12 protein-coding genes are annotated in these 13859 nt (G+C 67.9%); 5 read left to right on the top strand and 7 right to left on the bottom strand.

Annotated elements, in window-relative coordinates; genetic code table 11:
* Nucleotides 1-165: 165 nt before the first annotated feature.
* Nucleotides 166-1578 carry a TPM domain-containing protein gene (locus K5K93_RS13935; RefSeq protein ID WP_261311850.1) on the top strand — a complete coding sequence of 471 codons (1413 nt, stop codon included), beginning with the start codon at nucleotides 166-168 and terminating at the stop codon, nucleotides 1576-1578.
* 1 nt (nucleotide 1579) lies between these two features.
* Here K5K93_RS13935 and K5K93_RS13940 read toward each other — a convergent pair whose 3' ends face one another.
* The 3 genes from K5K93_RS13940 to K5K93_RS13950 form a co-directional block, all read right to left on the bottom strand.
* Nucleotides 1580-2251 carry a VOC family protein gene (locus K5K93_RS13940; protein WP_222388199.1) on the bottom strand — a complete coding sequence of 224 codons (672 nt, stop codon included), beginning with the start codon at nucleotides 2249-2251 and terminating at the stop codon, nucleotides 1580-1582.
* Between the two features lie 118 nt (nucleotides 2252-2369).
* The gene (locus K5K93_RS13945; protein WP_222388200.1) at nucleotides 2370-3449 is read right to left on the bottom strand and encodes an alpha/beta fold hydrolase; all 1080 of its coding nucleotides are present in this window, start codon (nucleotides 3447-3449) and stop codon (nucleotides 2370-2372) included.
* 16 nt (nucleotides 3450-3465) lie between these two features.
* Entirely contained in the window at nucleotides 3466-4293 is an 828-nt protein-coding gene (locus K5K93_RS13950) for an AraC family transcriptional regulator (protein ID WP_222388201.1), read from the bottom strand.
* Between K5K93_RS13950 and K5K93_RS20290 the strand changes: the two genes are divergently transcribed.
* The 3 genes from K5K93_RS20290 (at nucleotide 4262) to K5K93_RS13965 (ending at nucleotide 8712) form a co-directional block, all read left to right on the top strand.
* Nucleotides 4262-4861: a hypothetical protein gene (locus K5K93_RS20290; RefSeq protein WP_261311851.1), complete on the top strand. Its 600-nt coding sequence runs from the start codon at nucleotides 4262-4264 to the stop codon at nucleotides 4859-4861. The genes K5K93_RS13950 and K5K93_RS20290 overlap by 32 nt on opposite strands.
* Nucleotides 4862-5005: 144 nt before the next feature.
* The gene (locus K5K93_RS13960) at nucleotides 5006-7411 is read left to right on the top strand and encodes a TonB-dependent receptor (RefSeq protein WP_222388202.1); all 2406 of its coding nucleotides are present in this window, start codon (nucleotides 5006-5008) and stop codon (nucleotides 7409-7411) included.
* The gene (locus K5K93_RS13965) at nucleotides 7411-8712 is read left to right on the top strand and encodes an aminotransferase class V-fold PLP-dependent enzyme (RefSeq protein WP_222388203.1); all 1302 of its coding nucleotides are present in this window, start codon (nucleotides 7411-7413) and stop codon (nucleotides 8710-8712) included. The genes K5K93_RS13960 and K5K93_RS13965 overlap by 1 nt, the downstream gene beginning before the upstream one ends.
* A gap of 165 nt (nucleotides 8713-8877) precedes the next feature.
* Here K5K93_RS13965 and K5K93_RS13970 read toward each other — a convergent pair whose 3' ends face one another.
* The 4 genes from K5K93_RS13970 to K5K93_RS13985 all read right to left on the bottom strand — a co-directional run bounded on the left by K5K93_RS13970 (nucleotide 8878) and on the right by K5K93_RS13985 (nucleotide 12766).
* Complete coding sequence (locus tag K5K93_RS13970; protein ID WP_222388204.1) at nucleotides 8878-10407, bottom strand: PLP-dependent aminotransferase family protein; 1530 nt, start codon at nucleotides 10405-10407, stop codon at nucleotides 8878-8880.
* Nucleotides 10408-10416: 9 nt separating this feature from the next.
* Nucleotides 10417-11019 (bottom strand): DUF6436 domain-containing protein, encoded by a 603-nt coding sequence (locus K5K93_RS13975; protein WP_222388205.1) that lies wholly within the window; start codon nucleotides 11017-11019, stop codon nucleotides 10417-10419.
* Complete coding sequence (locus tag K5K93_RS13980) at nucleotides 11019-11279, bottom strand: hypothetical protein (protein ID WP_025877432.1); 261 nt, start codon at nucleotides 11277-11279, stop codon at nucleotides 11019-11021. Before K5K93_RS13980 ends, K5K93_RS13975 begins: the two co-directional genes overlap by 1 nt.
* A gap of 71 nt (nucleotides 11280-11350) precedes the next feature.
* Entirely contained in the window at nucleotides 11351-12766 is a 1416-nt protein-coding gene (locus tag K5K93_RS13985; RefSeq protein WP_222388206.1) for a PLP-dependent aminotransferase family protein, read from the bottom strand.
* A 183-nt stretch (nucleotides 12767-12949) separates the two neighbouring features.
* On the opposite strand from K5K93_RS13985, the gene cyoA reads away from it, so the two are divergent.
* Nucleotides 12950-13855, top strand: coding sequence for a ubiquinol oxidase subunit II (cyoA, locus tag K5K93_RS13990; RefSeq protein ID WP_222388207.1), 906 nt, complete (start codon nucleotides 12950-12952; stop codon nucleotides 13853-13855).
* The last annotated feature ends 4 nt before the right edge of the window (nucleotides 13856-13859 follow it).

A 13859-nucleotide genomic window follows, 5' to 3' on the forward strand; every position in this document is an offset into this window, starting at 1 on the left:
AGAGGTGTGTGGTAAAGGAGGCCGGCCGGGGCGACCCGGCCGGCTTTTCCCTTTCCGGGGTGAGGAAATACACCGATGCCGTTCCGAAGCATGTGTACCACCGTCATTGCCGAGCAACGGGTCGGCCCCACGTCGTGCGCTGCACGTGCAGAGCGCGGCAGCCCCATGAGGCGGCTGCGGCAGTGGCGCAACGCAGGGCACTGGGCATGGCTTGCACTGCTGCTCTGCCTGCTGCCGCTGCTGGCGCTGGCGGCAGCCCCGGTCCCCGCGTTGAATGACCCGGTGATGGACACCGCCAATGCGCTGTCCGCCAGCACCCGCGCCGCGCTGCGCGAGCAGGCATTGCAGCTGCAGGCACGCAAGGGCGCGCAACTGCAGGTGCTGGTGGTGCCCAGCGTTGGCGAGGAAGGCATCGAAGCCTATGCACAGCGGGTCTTCGACCAATGGCAGCTGGGCCGCGCCGGTGTCGATGACGGCGTGCTGCTGCTGGTGGCGGTGCAGGATCGGCGCGTACGCATCCAGACCGGCTATGGCCTGGAAGGCACCATTCCCGATGCCTATGCCGCGCGGATCATCGACAAGGCGATCGTGCCGCGGCTGCGCGAGGGAGACCTGGACCAGGGCGTGCTGGACGGCACCCACGTGCTGGTTGCGCTGGTCGACGGCGAGCAACTGCCGCCCTGGGACGATCCGTCGGCACGCAACGTGTTGCCCGCGGACTGGCGCACGGGGGATTCAGTCGTCGCGCTGACGTTGCTGGCGGGCTTCCTGGCCGGTCTGTGGCGATCGCCACCGCCTCTGCTGGCGACCAGGACCGAAGCCGATTTCATCGGTAACCGCCGCGAGCGGCGGCGCAAAGCACTGGCAGCCAATGCGGCGATGCCCAGGTCAACGTGGCCGACATTGCCTGCGTGGGGCAGACCGCTGCTGGTGACGGCGGTGATTGCCGCGGGGGGGCTTTCTGCGTCGCTGCTGCTGCCGCGCCACGTGCTGCCGGCGTTGTTGTTCGTGCTGCTGCCCGCCGTATCGGTGGCAACCCTGCTGGGCTGGTGCTGGCGTCGCAGCGGCGGCGTACGCATCGTGCTGTACGGCATGCTGGCCGTCAGCATCGGCTTCTACGCGGTGATGCTGGTGCGCGGCCAGTTGCCGCCCAGCCTTGCGCTGCACACGCTGCTGAACCTGGCGGTCGGCATCGCCGCCATGCTGGTGTTCTTCCTGGTGCAGGCCGGTCGCGCGCGTTGGCGGAAGAACCGCAACAGCTTCGCCATCCGCTTGGTGGTGCTGGCGCTGCTGACCGGTGGCTATGCGCTGGGCGCGCTGCTGGCGATCGACCGTGCCGGCGACGAGAATGCCCGCGTGCTGGCGACGATCGTGTCCAGCATGGGCACGCTGTTCCTGTACTTCATCTGGGTGTTCACTCTGCTGCCCGGCGAAAAAGCCCGCGGCGGCCGGGGTTCGTCCAGAGGCTACCGCTCCTCCTCCAGCACCTCCTCGTCCAGTTCGTCCTCAAGCAGTTCCAGCGACTGGTCCGGTGGTGGCGGCCGCAGCGGAGGCGGTGGCGCCTCGGGCAGCTGGTAGCTCAGGCCGCCTGCACCCGCCAGCCCAGCGCGCCATCGTGCAGTTCGCCGCTGCCGCTCACATCGGCCACCTGCAGCTGCAGGCCCTGCGCGTTGGGCAGGTCCTTCTGCTCGGGGAACCAACGGCGATCGGCAGCGACTACGATCAACAGGCCCTCGTCATCGCCCATCGGCGCGAACTGGGGCGACGGCGGGCTGATCGGCCGCAGGCCGAAGCGTTGGTTGGATTGTTCGCGCACCGCATCGACATCATGGCTGGGCAGGCCGACCTCGCTCAGGCAGGTCAGTTCGCTGCCATGGAAGGCGCCACTGCGGTCGCTGGCCGGCAAGCGCCTGCGGCCGATCAGTTCCAGGATCAGGCCATCGGGTCCGGTGAAATACACCGACTGCGACTGCCAGCTGCTTTCCAGTGCGAAGTAGTCCAGCCCTTCCGGACTGCATTGCAACGGCGTGCGCGCACGCAGCCAGCTCATGGCGTCGGCGAAGCGGTTGTTCGGCACATTGAAGGCCAGGTGCACGCCGCCTACCGGACGGCCATTGGCCGGTTGCAGCTGGATCGTGCTCCAGCCGATGCGGACCTGGTCGCCGGCCACCTCCAGCTGCAGCACGTCGCGGAAGTACGCGGCGACGCTGGCAACATCGGATACCGGCAGGGAGAGATGCAACAGGCGCATGATCGATCCTCCGTGGAGCGCTGGGGGCAGTGTAGTCCCGCGCACCTTTGCGCCGCGTCATCACCTGCGCAACGAATCGTTGTTGCCAGCCCTGGCATCGAGCCGTGCTCGACTGCCTTCAGCGCAAGGCTTCCCCGAAGAAGCGCACCGCGTCTTCCACCGCCACGGCATGCGTCCGCTCCTTCGGTACCGCAGTCATGCACAGCGCCTGCAGCCGCTCATCTGCCAGCGGCGTGCAGGCAGACAGGAAATCGTAGTGGCCGACACCGGGCAGCGCGTGCAGCGTTGCTTTCGGAATCAGTGCCGCCGCCACATCACCGTTGGTCGCTGGCGGCGCCACTTCATCCGCTGAACCCAGCACGATCATCACCGGCTGCCGCAACGCCTTCAGCTGCTCCGGTGCAAACGCCTGCACGATGGCGGGCGCCAGCACGAACACCGCGCGCACGCCGGCAATCGAACGATCATCCTGTGCATGCTGCACATACGGTTGCAGTTGCGGTGACGCCGCCGCAGCAAGACGCTCCGCCATCGTATGCGCGGCCGCTTCCTGCTGCGGCCTGCACACGCCGTCGTCCGCGTGCGCCTGGCAGAACGCCAGCAGCCGCGTCATGTCCGGCCGTGCGCCGGCGCTGAGCAGTGCGGTGAAGCCACCGGCGGAATAGCCCACCACGCCCAGCCGCGATGCATCAACATGTGGCCCAAGCTGCGGGTCGGCCTGCACGGCCGCCAGCGCCGCCTTCAGGTCGTCGGCGCGCAGCCAGGTCAGCACGCTGCCGGCCAGCGTCATCTCATCGGCGCCGTTGTTGCCGGGGTGGTCCACGGCGATCACCAGGTAGCCGGCCCGCGCCAGCGCGGTGCCCAGCCACCCCATCATGCGCGCGGTGCCGCCATTGCCATGCGACAGCAACAGGGTTGGCAGGCGCCCGCCGGCAATGGGGGCATCCTTCGCCGCGCGCCCCACCTCGAACAGCGGCGCATCCGGTGGCCCGATGGTCAGCGGCGTTTCTTCGCCGCCTGGCATTGCCGGGTACCACACGGTGAAGCGCAGCACCTCGCGCCGAGCACCGTCGCGGATCGCCGCGCTGTTCAGCGTTGTCGCGCCATGACGTTCACCGGCAATGGTGGGAGCGGCCGCCATCGCCATCGGCGCCAGAGCAGCCAGCAGCAGTGTCAACATCCATCGTGTCGCACGCATCATCGGTTTCTCCGGGTCAGTCAGGACGGTGATCGACCGGCAGCCAGATCTCCACGCCGCCATGGCCGGTATGCTCGTCGAAGCGGGTGTCGTAGCGTTCAAGATCCGGCGCGTCGGTCAGGTGGAGGTCGCTGGCCGGCAGGTACTGGTCCAGCAGCCAGAACCAGGTCGAGCGGATGGTGGAGATATGGCCGCCATGCCAGGCCACCAGGTAACGGCGCGCAGGCACATCCACCCGCTGCCAGTGTGCAGGCACCGATGGCAGTGCATTCACCGGCAAGGCTGCGATGTAGTCGAAGCCACCCTCGTCGTCGCTGTTGCAGCACACACCGAAACTGACCGGCGCCGGTGTTGGCCATTCGCGGTTGAGCTGTGCCCACTGCCCGGGAATCGCACCGCCGCTGTCGCGGCTGTGGCGCATGCCGATGCCGGCCACCTGGAAGGGCGTGCAGTCGATCAGCCTGGGCGCCTCGGTGCAGGCCTGTGGCGCGTCGTCGAGGCGGATCGCGTGCACCAGTGCCAGTTCCTGCAGGCCCTGCTCGCGCACGCGCTCCGGGGTCTGCCCGAACTGCTCGCAGAAGGCACGGGTGAACGCGGCATGCGTGCTGTAGCCGGCTGCCAACGCCACCTGCAGGATGTCGCCGGCACCGTTGGCCAGCTGTTGCGCGGCGGCGGTCAGGCGGCGTCCGCGCAGGTAGCGCACCACCGACGTGCCGGTGCGGGCCTGGAACAGGCGTGACAGGTGGAAGGGCGACAGTCCGGCGGCTGCCGCGATGTCGGCCAGCGCCAGCGGCTTGTCGGCATGGCTTTCGATGTACCACAACGCTTTGCCGGCCGCGCTCATCGCGCTGTCCCTCATTCGAATGCCGGGCAGCGTACCGGATCGACGGGGTGGGGCGCTTAGCAGTTCTTGCGCCGGCAGGGCTTTGCGTTTGCCGTTGCACCGGCAACAATGCGGTCTTCATGGACACGATCGAGGCCAGGGACATGCCGGACGTCACCGCTATCAGCCAGACCGCGCAGATCGCCGCATGGTGATGATCATTGCGATTGCCCTGCTGCCGGCGCTGCTGCCACTGGCGCTGCTGGTGCTCATGTGGCGGCGGGCACCGCGCTGGCGCGGGGACCCCTGGCTGTACCGGGTGATGTTCTCATTGCTGGCAGCACTGCTGGCGCCCACGTTGTTGATGGCAGGCCATGGCGGCCTGCCGTGCCCCACCATCGGTGGCCTTGTGCTGGTGCTCATGGACCTTGAGTGGATCGGCCAACTGCAGGTGAACCTGATTGCCTTCGGAACCGAGGACACTGCCATCCTCTCCGCGCCTTTCCTGTTCGTTTTCGTGATCGCGCTGTTCATTCCGCTGCGCACGGTGCGGCCCGCCGTCTTCGGCTTCGACGACGACACTGCATAGCGCAGAGCCAGGCATGGGCGGCGGCTGCACCTCCAGCGGTCGCAACTGTCGTCTCCACGTCATCGCTGCTTCACATCCCGCCCCGAGACTGCGCGCCTTGTCCAGGTCCTACCTGGCCCTGTCGTGCCTTCCCGGAGTCCTGCCGTGCATCGTTCGAAGCTGTCGCGTTCCATCCTCCTCGCCCTTGGTCTGGTCAGCGCAGGAGGCGCGATCGCTGCAGATGCCGGAACGGCAGGCACCAGCAGCAGTGGCAACGCCGCTGCGCCCACCCAGCTCGATGCGATGCTGGTCACCGGTACCCGTGCCTCCAACCGCACCCAGTTTGAAACCCTGGCGCCGGTGGACGTGTTCACCAAGCAGGACATCCAGTCGGTCGACTCCACCGACCTGAAGGACGTGCTGGCGCAGCTGGTGCCTTCGTTCGTGGTGCAGCGCCTGCCGATGGCCGATGGCCAGGTATTCGTGCGCCCGGCCACGCTGCGTGGCCTGTCGCCGGACCAGACGCTGGTGCTGGTCAACGGCCGCCGCTTCCATCGCAGTGCGTTGCTTGGCAACCGCGGCGCACAGGCCGCCGACCTGGCGCAGATTCCAACCAGCGCCATCAAGCGCATCGAAGTGCTGCGCGATGGCGCGTCGGCGCAGTACGGCTCGGATGCCATCGCCGGTGTCATCAACATCATCCTGGAGGACAGCCCGGGCACCGAGATCACTGCGGGCTATTCGCAGTACGCGCAGGGCGATGGCGCCTCGCGCGACTTCAGTGCGCGCACCGGCTGGGCGCTGGGCGACTACGGCAGCCTCGCCCTGTTCGCCGAATCGTCCAACTCCGACGCGACCTCACGCACGCGCCAGCGTCCCGACGCCATCGCCTTCCAGGCCGCGCATCCCGAACTGGACGTGCCCAACCCGGTGCAGCGCTGGGGCCAGCCGGAGCTGGAAAGCCGCCGCGTGGGCTTCAACCTGAAGGCCAATGCCAGCGACACCCTGGAGTTGTATGCCTTCGGCCTGTACAGCCACAGCGACGGCGTCAGCGATTTCAACTGGCGCAACCCCGATACCACCACCGGCGCGTACCGTACGACCAGCATCTTCCCGGGCTGGAACCTGCGCTCGCTGTATCCGGTGGGCTTCAGCCCGCAGTACGGCAACACCCAGAACGACCTGCAGCTGGTCGCGGGCCTGCGGGGTGAGATCACCCCCAGGCTGCGCTGGGACCTGAGCGCCTCGTATGGCCGCAATGCCATCGACTACAGCCTGGACAACTCCATCAACGCCTCGCTGGGGCCGGACAGCCCGACCTCCTTCGACCTCGGCCGGCTGACCCAGACCGAGAAGAACGCCAATGCGGACTTCAACTACGAATGGGACGTGGCTGCGCTGTCGAAGCCGGTCAACGTCGCCTTCGGTGCCGAATTCCGCCAGGAGACCTACCAGGTGCGCGCCGGCGACCCGGCCTCGTATGCGGTGGGCCGTGGCGCTGCGGCGGGCCTGGAAGCCAATTCCAACGGCGCGCCGGGCTTCTCGGCCAGCCAGGCCGGGCAGTGGAGCCAGCGCAGCAAGGCCGCCTACGTGGACATGGAAGTGCCGCTGGGCGAGCGCTGGAGCATCGGCGCGGCCGGTCGCTATGAAGACTTCTCCAGCTTCGGCAGCACGGTGGATGGCAAGCTGTCGGCACGTTTTGCGATCACCCCGGAAGTGGCGCTGCGCGGCACGCTCTCCACCGGCTTCCGCGCGCCCACGCCGGCCCAGCTCAACACCACCAGCACCACCCAGGGCCTGGACACGCGCACGCTGCAGATCTTCACCAGCGGCCGCCTGTCGCCCAGCGATCCGTTGGCGCAGCTGCTGGGTGCCAAGCCGCTCACCCCGGAAGAATCGCGCACGGCCTCGCTGGGCCTGACCTGGCGCACCGACCTGGGCCTGTCCGGGTCGGTCGATGTCTACCGGATCACGCTCAGCGACCGCTTCAGCCAGTCGGCCAGCTTCGCCATTCCGGCCGGCACGCCGAACCCGCTGGGCTATACCTCGGTGAACTACTTCACCAACGATTTCGACACCACCACCACCGGCGTGGATGTGGTCGGCAACTACCTGCGCGACCTCGGCGCAGGGCGGATGACGCTGACCCTGGCATACAACTACAACCAGACCCGCGTCGACAACGGCAGCACCTCGGTGGCCACCAACGAGACCCAGCGCGTGCTGTTCGAAGACCGCCTGCCCGAGCACAAGGGCAGCTTCACCGGCAGCTGGGACGTCGGCGCGTGGTCGTTGATGGCACGCGTGCGCTATTACGGCAAGTGGACCGACTCCACCGGCAACGCCACCGGCGATATCTACCAACAGTTCGGTGCGATGACCTTCCTCGACCTGGCCGTGGGCTATCGCATCAACGAACACCACAGCCTGCGCGTGGGCGCCGACAACGTGTTCGACCGCTACCCGGATGAAGCCACCTTCCAGGCCAGCCGTGGCCTGGTCTATTCGCGCAACGCGCCGTACGACACCGATGGTGCCAACGTGTACGCGCAGTACCGGCTGAGCTTCTGATGGACCGCAGCCGCCGCTCCCTGCTGCGCGCAGGTGTGCTGCTGCCGGCCAGTGTGGCGCTTGCCGCGCTGGCTGCTCCGGCAGCCGCGCGCTACGCTGTGCCGATGGACATTCCTGCACCTTCCACGACGCCGGATGTGCTGGCCCGTGACGAGTCGTACTGGTCCGCCGTCGCCAGCCACTTCGACATCACCGATGAAGTGAACCACCTGGAGAACGGCTACTGGGGCGCGATGGGCAAGCAGACCCTGGCCAGCTACCAGCGGCATACCGCCGAAGTGAACCGGGGCAATGCCTGGTACGGTCGCCACGCGTTCCCGGCGCAGTACCTGGCCGTGCATCGGCAGGTGGCCGACATGCTTGGCGTCGGCGCCGACGAGATCGCGCTGACCCGTGGCGCCACCGAAGCGATGCTCGCGCTGATCGGCGGCTACAACCGGTTGGCCGCGGGCGACCAGGTGCTGTACGCCGACATCGACTACGACAGCATGATCAACGCGATGCGCTGGTTGCAGCAGCGTCGTGGCGTGCAGGTCGAGCGCATCGCACTGCCGGTGGTGCCCACCCATGAGCAGATCCTGCAGGCCTACGATGAGGCGTTCGCGCGCCTGCCGCGCCTGAAACTGGTACTGCTGACCCAAGTCAGCCACCGCCATGGGCTGGTGCTGCCGGTGGCCGAGCTCGCCGAGCGCGCGCGGGCGCGCGGCATCGACGTGATTGTCGATGCCGCACATGGCTTTGGCCAGATCGACTACGCGGTGCCGGACCTGAAGGGCGATTTCGTTGGCATCAACCTGCACAAGTGGATCGGCGCACCGGTGGGCGTGGGCGCGATGTACGTGCGCAAAGGACGCGTGGCCGACCTGGACCCGTACATGGGTGAGACCGACGACGGCCGCGTGGGCAGTCGCGTGCACACCGGCACGGTCAACTTCGCCGCCTATCTGGCGCTGCCGGAGGCCATCGCGCTGCATCAGCGCATCGGCGCAGCGAACAAGCAGGCGCGGCTGCGCTACCTGCGTGAGCGTTGGACGGTGGCGGCGCGGCAGATGGCGCATATCGAGGTGCTGTCGTCGCCGGATCCGGCGCTGGCCAGTGCACTGGCCAGCTTCCGCCTGCGTGGCCATGCCTCGGTGGAAGACAACCTGGCGCTGCAGAAACGGCTGCTGGATGAACATCGGATATTCACCACCCATCGCGATGGCCTGGACTCCGGCGCCTGCGTGCGGGTGACACCATCGGTATTCACCGGCCCCGCGCAGATGGATGCGCTGGTGCAGGCGTTGGCCGCGCTGGGGTAGGCGCAACACCCATCCACGCATGGCGTGGATCTACTGAAATGGGGTGGCAACGATTGCAGATGTACCCACGCATGGCGTGAACGGGCATTGCCAACCAGGGTTGGCATCTACCGCATCTACCGGAACAGGCCCAGTAGATCCACGCCATGCGTGGATGTCCTTCCACTAGCGGTCAATCGCCGGCAACCCATCGGACAACAACAACCGATCGATCCGCCGCAGCGCGTTTTCCAGTTGCCGCCGGTCCGCAGCCAATCCCAACGACAGCCGCACCCCGCTCGCGAACGGCGGGCCCGGCGGACAGAACGCCGATGAAGGCGCAATCGCCAGGCCCTGCAGCTGCGCCGTACGCACCAGCGTGGCGTCGGTCCATGGCGCTGGCACCCGGCACCACGCATGCAGCCCATCGGCGCGCTCCAGCAACGAGGGTGCCAGCAGATACCGCGCCATCCGCGTGCGCTCGCGTGCTTCCTCGCGTACCTGCGCCAGCAGCGCCTGCGCCGACCCATCCAGCAGCAGCTGGCTGGCCAGCGCGGATACCAGCGGATGGCCCATCAACCGCGTGGCACGCAGTGCGGTGGCCATCGCCTCGGCATGGGCGGCGCCCGGGCATTGCACGAACGCGGTACGCAGGCCGGGGCTGATCACCTTTGAAAGCGTGGCCACATGGAACACGTGTCGCGGTGCCAGCGTCGCCAGCGGAATGGGCGCAGTGACGGCCAGGTGCCAGTATGGATCGTCCTCGATCGCCAGCAGGCCTTCGCGCTCCAGCACCCGCGCCAGCGCTTCGCGCCGCGTGGTGGGCACGGTCAGTGCCGTCGGGTTCTGGCAGGTGGGGTTGAGGTAGACCAGGCGCGCGCCGCATTCCCGCGCCCGGCGGGCCAGCGCCTCCGGGCACATGCCATGTTCGTCGCCCTCCACCGCGACCAGTCGCCGTCCCAGTGCGGCGGCGGCCTGCAGCAGACCCGGATACACCAACCGGTCGCAGAGGATCGCATCGCCCTCGCGCCCCTGGCTGAGCAGGATCGCCGCCAGCGCCACCTGTGCGCCTTCGGTCAGCAGCAGGCGAGCATCGTCCACCGTGCCCAGCATCGGCTGCAGCCAGCGCGCCGCCGCGTGGCGATCGGTCGGGTTGCCACCGCCCAGGTGATAGGTCATCAGGTTCGGCGCATTGCTGCGCGCAAGCACCGCCGCTGCGCCTCGACGCAGCATTTCCGCCAGTGCATCGGCGTCGGGTACCGGTGGCACGTTCATGCTGAGATCGACGGCCTGGTCAAAGCCCGCCTTGGGCGGCGCGATGAAGCTGCCCTGTGGCCCGCGTGCTTCGATCAGCCCACGCTTGCGTGCTTCATCGAACGCGCGGGTCACCGTGGTCAGGTCCACGCCGAGCTGCTGCGCCAACGCGCGCTGCGAGGGCAGCCGTTGCCCGGGCGCAAGGCCGCCACGATTGATGGTGCGTTCCAGCGTGTTGACGATGCGCAGGTAGATCGGGCCGCTGTGCACGTGCACGTCCTGCACCCAGCCCAGCCCTGCAATGCCAGGCCCTGCGACATCGGGTCGCGGCATGTACGGAGGATGTCGGGGCGTATCGTTGCTTCCAACGGCGGGAGCCTGTCCATAACCATCGGTCGGTTCGGACAGGTGACCGCCGTTGTTGTTTGTGGCGGCTGCGCCGGCCAGCGTCGGTGATGTCATCGCGCGTCCTCAGCGCTGGGCCTGCCACGGGCAGTAGCAGCCCACGGCAAGCAGTCCTTTCGGGCGCACGGTTTCCCCGCGCACCAGTTTGTCCAGCAACGGTTCGACGAAGCTGTTGGCCGAATTGCAGACCATGCCGATGCTGTACGGGCCGGCATAGGCCAGGTGGCCCTGGCGGTCCCAGATCGCCACCGCCGGGCTGGCTGGAATGTTCCCGATGCCGTCAATGGTCGGCAGGGTGATCACCTTGCTGCGCAGCGGCTCGGGCAGTTCACCCTGGGTACCGGGGCGGCGGATCGCATAGAAGTCGATGCCGGCGCGGCGATACATGCTGATCAGGTAGCTCAGGTGCGCACCGGTTTCGCGGTTGCACACGCCGCAGGCCGGGTCCCAGAAATGCACCACGCGGATGCGGCCGGTGTCGCCGGCCAGTTCCGCCGGCAACCGCAGCTGCGAGTCATCGAAGACGATGGCCTGTTCGGCGAACGTGGACTGCTCGCCATAGCCGAAGTACTGCCACAGTGCCACCGCCACGCCGGCCATGAACAGGCAGGCGAGGGCGATCATCACCGGCAGCATCGGACGGCGTGGGCGCGGCGCGGCTGCGCCCATCAGGAGCCGTCCGCGCCGAACTTGTGCACGTACTGCTTGCGCATCTCGCGGCAGGAGTCGGCCTGGGCGCGGCGCTGGATCTCGCTGCGCGCCGCGTCCTCGCTGCGTTGCAGGCACTGTTCAATGGCGTGGCGCTCGGCGGCCTGCACATCCACGGTCTGCGGTTGCAGGCAGACCCAGGCCAGGGCGGCCAGCATCAGCACGACGAACCCGCCGCAGCCGGCCATCACCAGGTGGAACTTCAGTTTGTCGGCGGCCATCTGCGGCACATCCTCCGTCCATACATTACATACAAGATATCATCTTGTATGGGTATGGCCCACGGGATGGCTCAGACGATCGCCGAATGCCGCGCGTCGGGCGCCTCGGACAGGATCTCGTTCAGCTTGGCCAGCGCACCGGCCAGTGCCTCCTGATCCACCGCACCGCCCAGCGACAGGCGGATGGCGTTGCCCGGTGGTGGTTCCTCCACGCTGAAGGCATCGGAGCTGGCAATGCCCAGGCCCTGTTCCTGTGCCGCCTGGATCAGCCGGTACTGGTCCAGCCGCGGCGGCAACGGCAGCCACACATGCAGGCCGGCCGGGTGGGCCTGGCGGCGGGCGGGCAGGTAGCGGGCAGCAATGGCCTGGCGCTCGCGCAGTTCCTGCTGGAAGCGCTGCACCATCGCCTGCGCCTGGCCGGTGCGGATCCAGTGCGAGGCCACTGCCACCATCGACTGGGTGGGCATCAGCGCGATCGCACGCAGGGCGTCCAGCACCGGCTCCATCGGCTCGCCGCCCGGCACCACCAGGTAGGCCGTGCGCAGGCCGGGGGCCAGGCACTTGGACAGGGTGGAGATGTAGTAGACCGGGCAGCCACCGTCGGCCAGCGCGGCCAGCGGCGGGGCGGCATCGCCGGCCAGCAGCCAGTAGGGATCGTCCTCGACCACGGTCAGTTCGTGCCGCCTTGCCACCGCCAGCAGGGCCTGCCGGCGCTGCGCCGACATCGTCGCCGTGGTCGGGTTCTGGATGGTCGGCACCAGGTACAGCAGGCGCGGCCGGCGCTGCTGGCAGGCTTCGTCCAGGGCATCGGGCAGCATGCCCTCGGCGTCCATCGCCACCGGCACCACGCCCCGCTGCAGCACGCGCGCAGCGGCCAGCAGGCCCGGATAGGTCAGTTGCTCGGCGGCGATCAGTTCGCCCGGCTGGGTGCGGGCCAGGATCAGTGCGCACAGCGCAGTCTGCGCGCCGGGGCAGATCACTACCCGCTCGGCGCCCACCGTGCCGAGCACCGGCGCCAGCCATTGCACGGCCGCAGCGCGGTCGTCACGGCTGCCGGCACCAACGTGGTAGCTCATCAGCTCGCCTTGGCCAAGCTGCTGGCCCAGGTGCTGGAAACCGGCCTCCATGCCCTGTGCGAACGGCGCGCTGCCCAGCAGCGGCGGGATGTTCATGCTCAGGTCGACCGAGGTGCCGCGGTTGCCGGCGGACATCGCAATGAAGGTGCCGCCCGCGCCCTGCGCGTCCAGCAGGCCCGCCTGGCGCAGTTCGGCGAAGGCGCGGGTGACCGTGGTCAGGTCCACCCCCACCTGCTGGGCCAGGTCGCGCTGTGGCGGCAGGCGATCGCCCGGCCGCAGCACGCCATCGTCCACCGCCTCGCGCACCTGCTGGGCGATCTGCAGGTACAGCGGTCCTGCGCCCTCACGGAACGGGCGGACCCAGGTCCGGTTGGGGTGTTTCAGGCGGCGGCCGGCAGCAGGAGGCGTCATCGGTCGGATTTTTCCATACGTGCAGATGCACAAGTCCATACAATGCTGTATCTTGTATGGGCTTGATTGGAGTGGCTCGCCTGTTTGTAGGCGACCTCGTACCCACAGTGTAGCCGCTCCACGCCCGGGCGCTGCGCGCAGGCGAGCCGGTCAAGCGCGCATCTTCAACAGGGTTGACCACCAATGAATATCTACTGGAACCGCATTCGCCTGGCGCTGGTCGCCCTGGCCTGCATCGCCCTGACGGGCTGCGATTGGGTGCTGCTGGATTCGAAGGGCATGGTCGGGATCGCACAGCGCGACCTGATCCTGATCTGCATCGGCCTGATGCTGATCGTCGTCGTGCCGGCCATCGTGCTGACCTTCGTGTTCGCCTGGCGCTTCCGCGCCGGCAATACCAAGGCGAAGTACACGCCGGACTGGTCGCACTCCACCAAGGTGGAAGTGGTGGTCTGGGGCGTGCCGCTGATCATCATCGCGGTACTGGCGGTGATCGTGTGGAAGTCCACCCACGAGCTCGATCCGTACAAGCCGCTGGACGTGGCCGGCGAACCGCTGCACGTGGACGTGATCGCCACCGACTGGAAGTGGGTGTTCGTGTACCCGGACCTGGGCATCGCCACCGTCAACCAGCTCAACTTCCCGGCCAACCGCGCGCTGGCGTTCAACATCACCTCCAACTCGACGATGAACACCTTCTTCATCCCGCAGCTGGGTGGACAGATCTACGCGATGGCCGGCATGCGCACGCAGCTGCACCTGATCGCCAACGAACCCGGCCAGTTCCGTGGCATGTCCGGCAACTACAGCGGCCATGGCTTCTCGAACATGAAGTTCATCGCCACCGCCAGCAGCAACGAAGACTTCGATCGCTGGGTGGCCGAGGTGCGCAGCGCGCCGGATGCGCTCAGCTTCGAGCAGTTCAAGGCGCTGGCCGCGCCGTCCAAGAATGCACCGGTGCAGCACTTCTCCAGCGTCGAACCGCTGCTGTTCAAGAAGGTCATCGACCAGTTCATCGGCGTCGGTGAGAACACCGCTGCTGCAACCCCGGCGGGCGCTGCCGGCGGTGCCCAGGTTTCCCAGGAGTAACGAA

This window comes from Stenotrophomonas sp. DR822, assembly GCF_019793815.1.
Lineage (GTDB): Bacteria > Pseudomonadota > Gammaproteobacteria > Xanthomonadales > Xanthomonadaceae > Stenotrophomonas > Stenotrophomonas indicatrix.

Excerpts from the sequence above, each read along its gene's own strand:
- K5K93_RS13950 (WP_222388201.1), bottom strand. The coding sequence starts at position 4,293 with ATGAGCGCGGCCGGCAAAGCGTTGTGGTACATCGAAAGCCATGCCGAC.
- K5K93_RS13965 (WP_222388203.1), top strand. The coding sequence starts at position 7,411 with ATGGACCGCAGCCGCCGCTCCCTGCTGCGCGCAGGTGTGCTGCTGCCG.
- K5K93_RS13975 (WP_222388205.1), bottom strand. The coding sequence starts at position 11,019 with ATGGGCGCAGCCGCGCCGCGCCCACGCCGTCCGATGCTGCCGGTGATG.
- K5K93_RS13985 (WP_222388206.1), bottom strand. The coding sequence starts at position 12,766 with ATGACGCCTCCTGCTGCCGGCCGCCGCCTGAAACACCCCAACCGGACC.
- K5K93_RS13935 (WP_261311850.1), top strand. The coding sequence starts at position 166 with ATGAGGCGGCTGCGGCAGTGGCGCAACGCAGGGCACTGGGCATGGCTT.
- K5K93_RS13980 (WP_025877432.1), bottom strand. The coding sequence starts at position 11,279 with ATGGCCGCCGACAAACTGAAGTTCCACCTGGTGATGGCCGGCTGCGGC.
- cyoA (WP_222388207.1), top strand. The coding sequence starts at position 12,950 with ATGAATATCTACTGGAACCGCATTCGCCTGGCGCTGGTCGCCCTGGCC.
- K5K93_RS13970 (WP_222388204.1), bottom strand. The coding sequence starts at position 10,407 with ATGACATCACCGACGCTGGCCGGCGCAGCCGCCACAAACAACAACGGC.
- K5K93_RS13940 (WP_222388199.1), bottom strand. The coding sequence starts at position 2,251 with ATGCGCCTGTTGCATCTCTCCCTGCCGGTATCCGATGTTGCCAGCGTC.
- K5K93_RS20290 (WP_261311851.1), top strand. The coding sequence starts at position 4,262 with ATGTACCACAACGCTTTGCCGGCCGCGCTCATCGCGCTGTCCCTCATT.
- K5K93_RS13945 (WP_222388200.1), bottom strand. The coding sequence starts at position 3,449 with ATGCGTGCGACACGATGGATGTTGACACTGCTGCTGGCTGCTCTGGCG.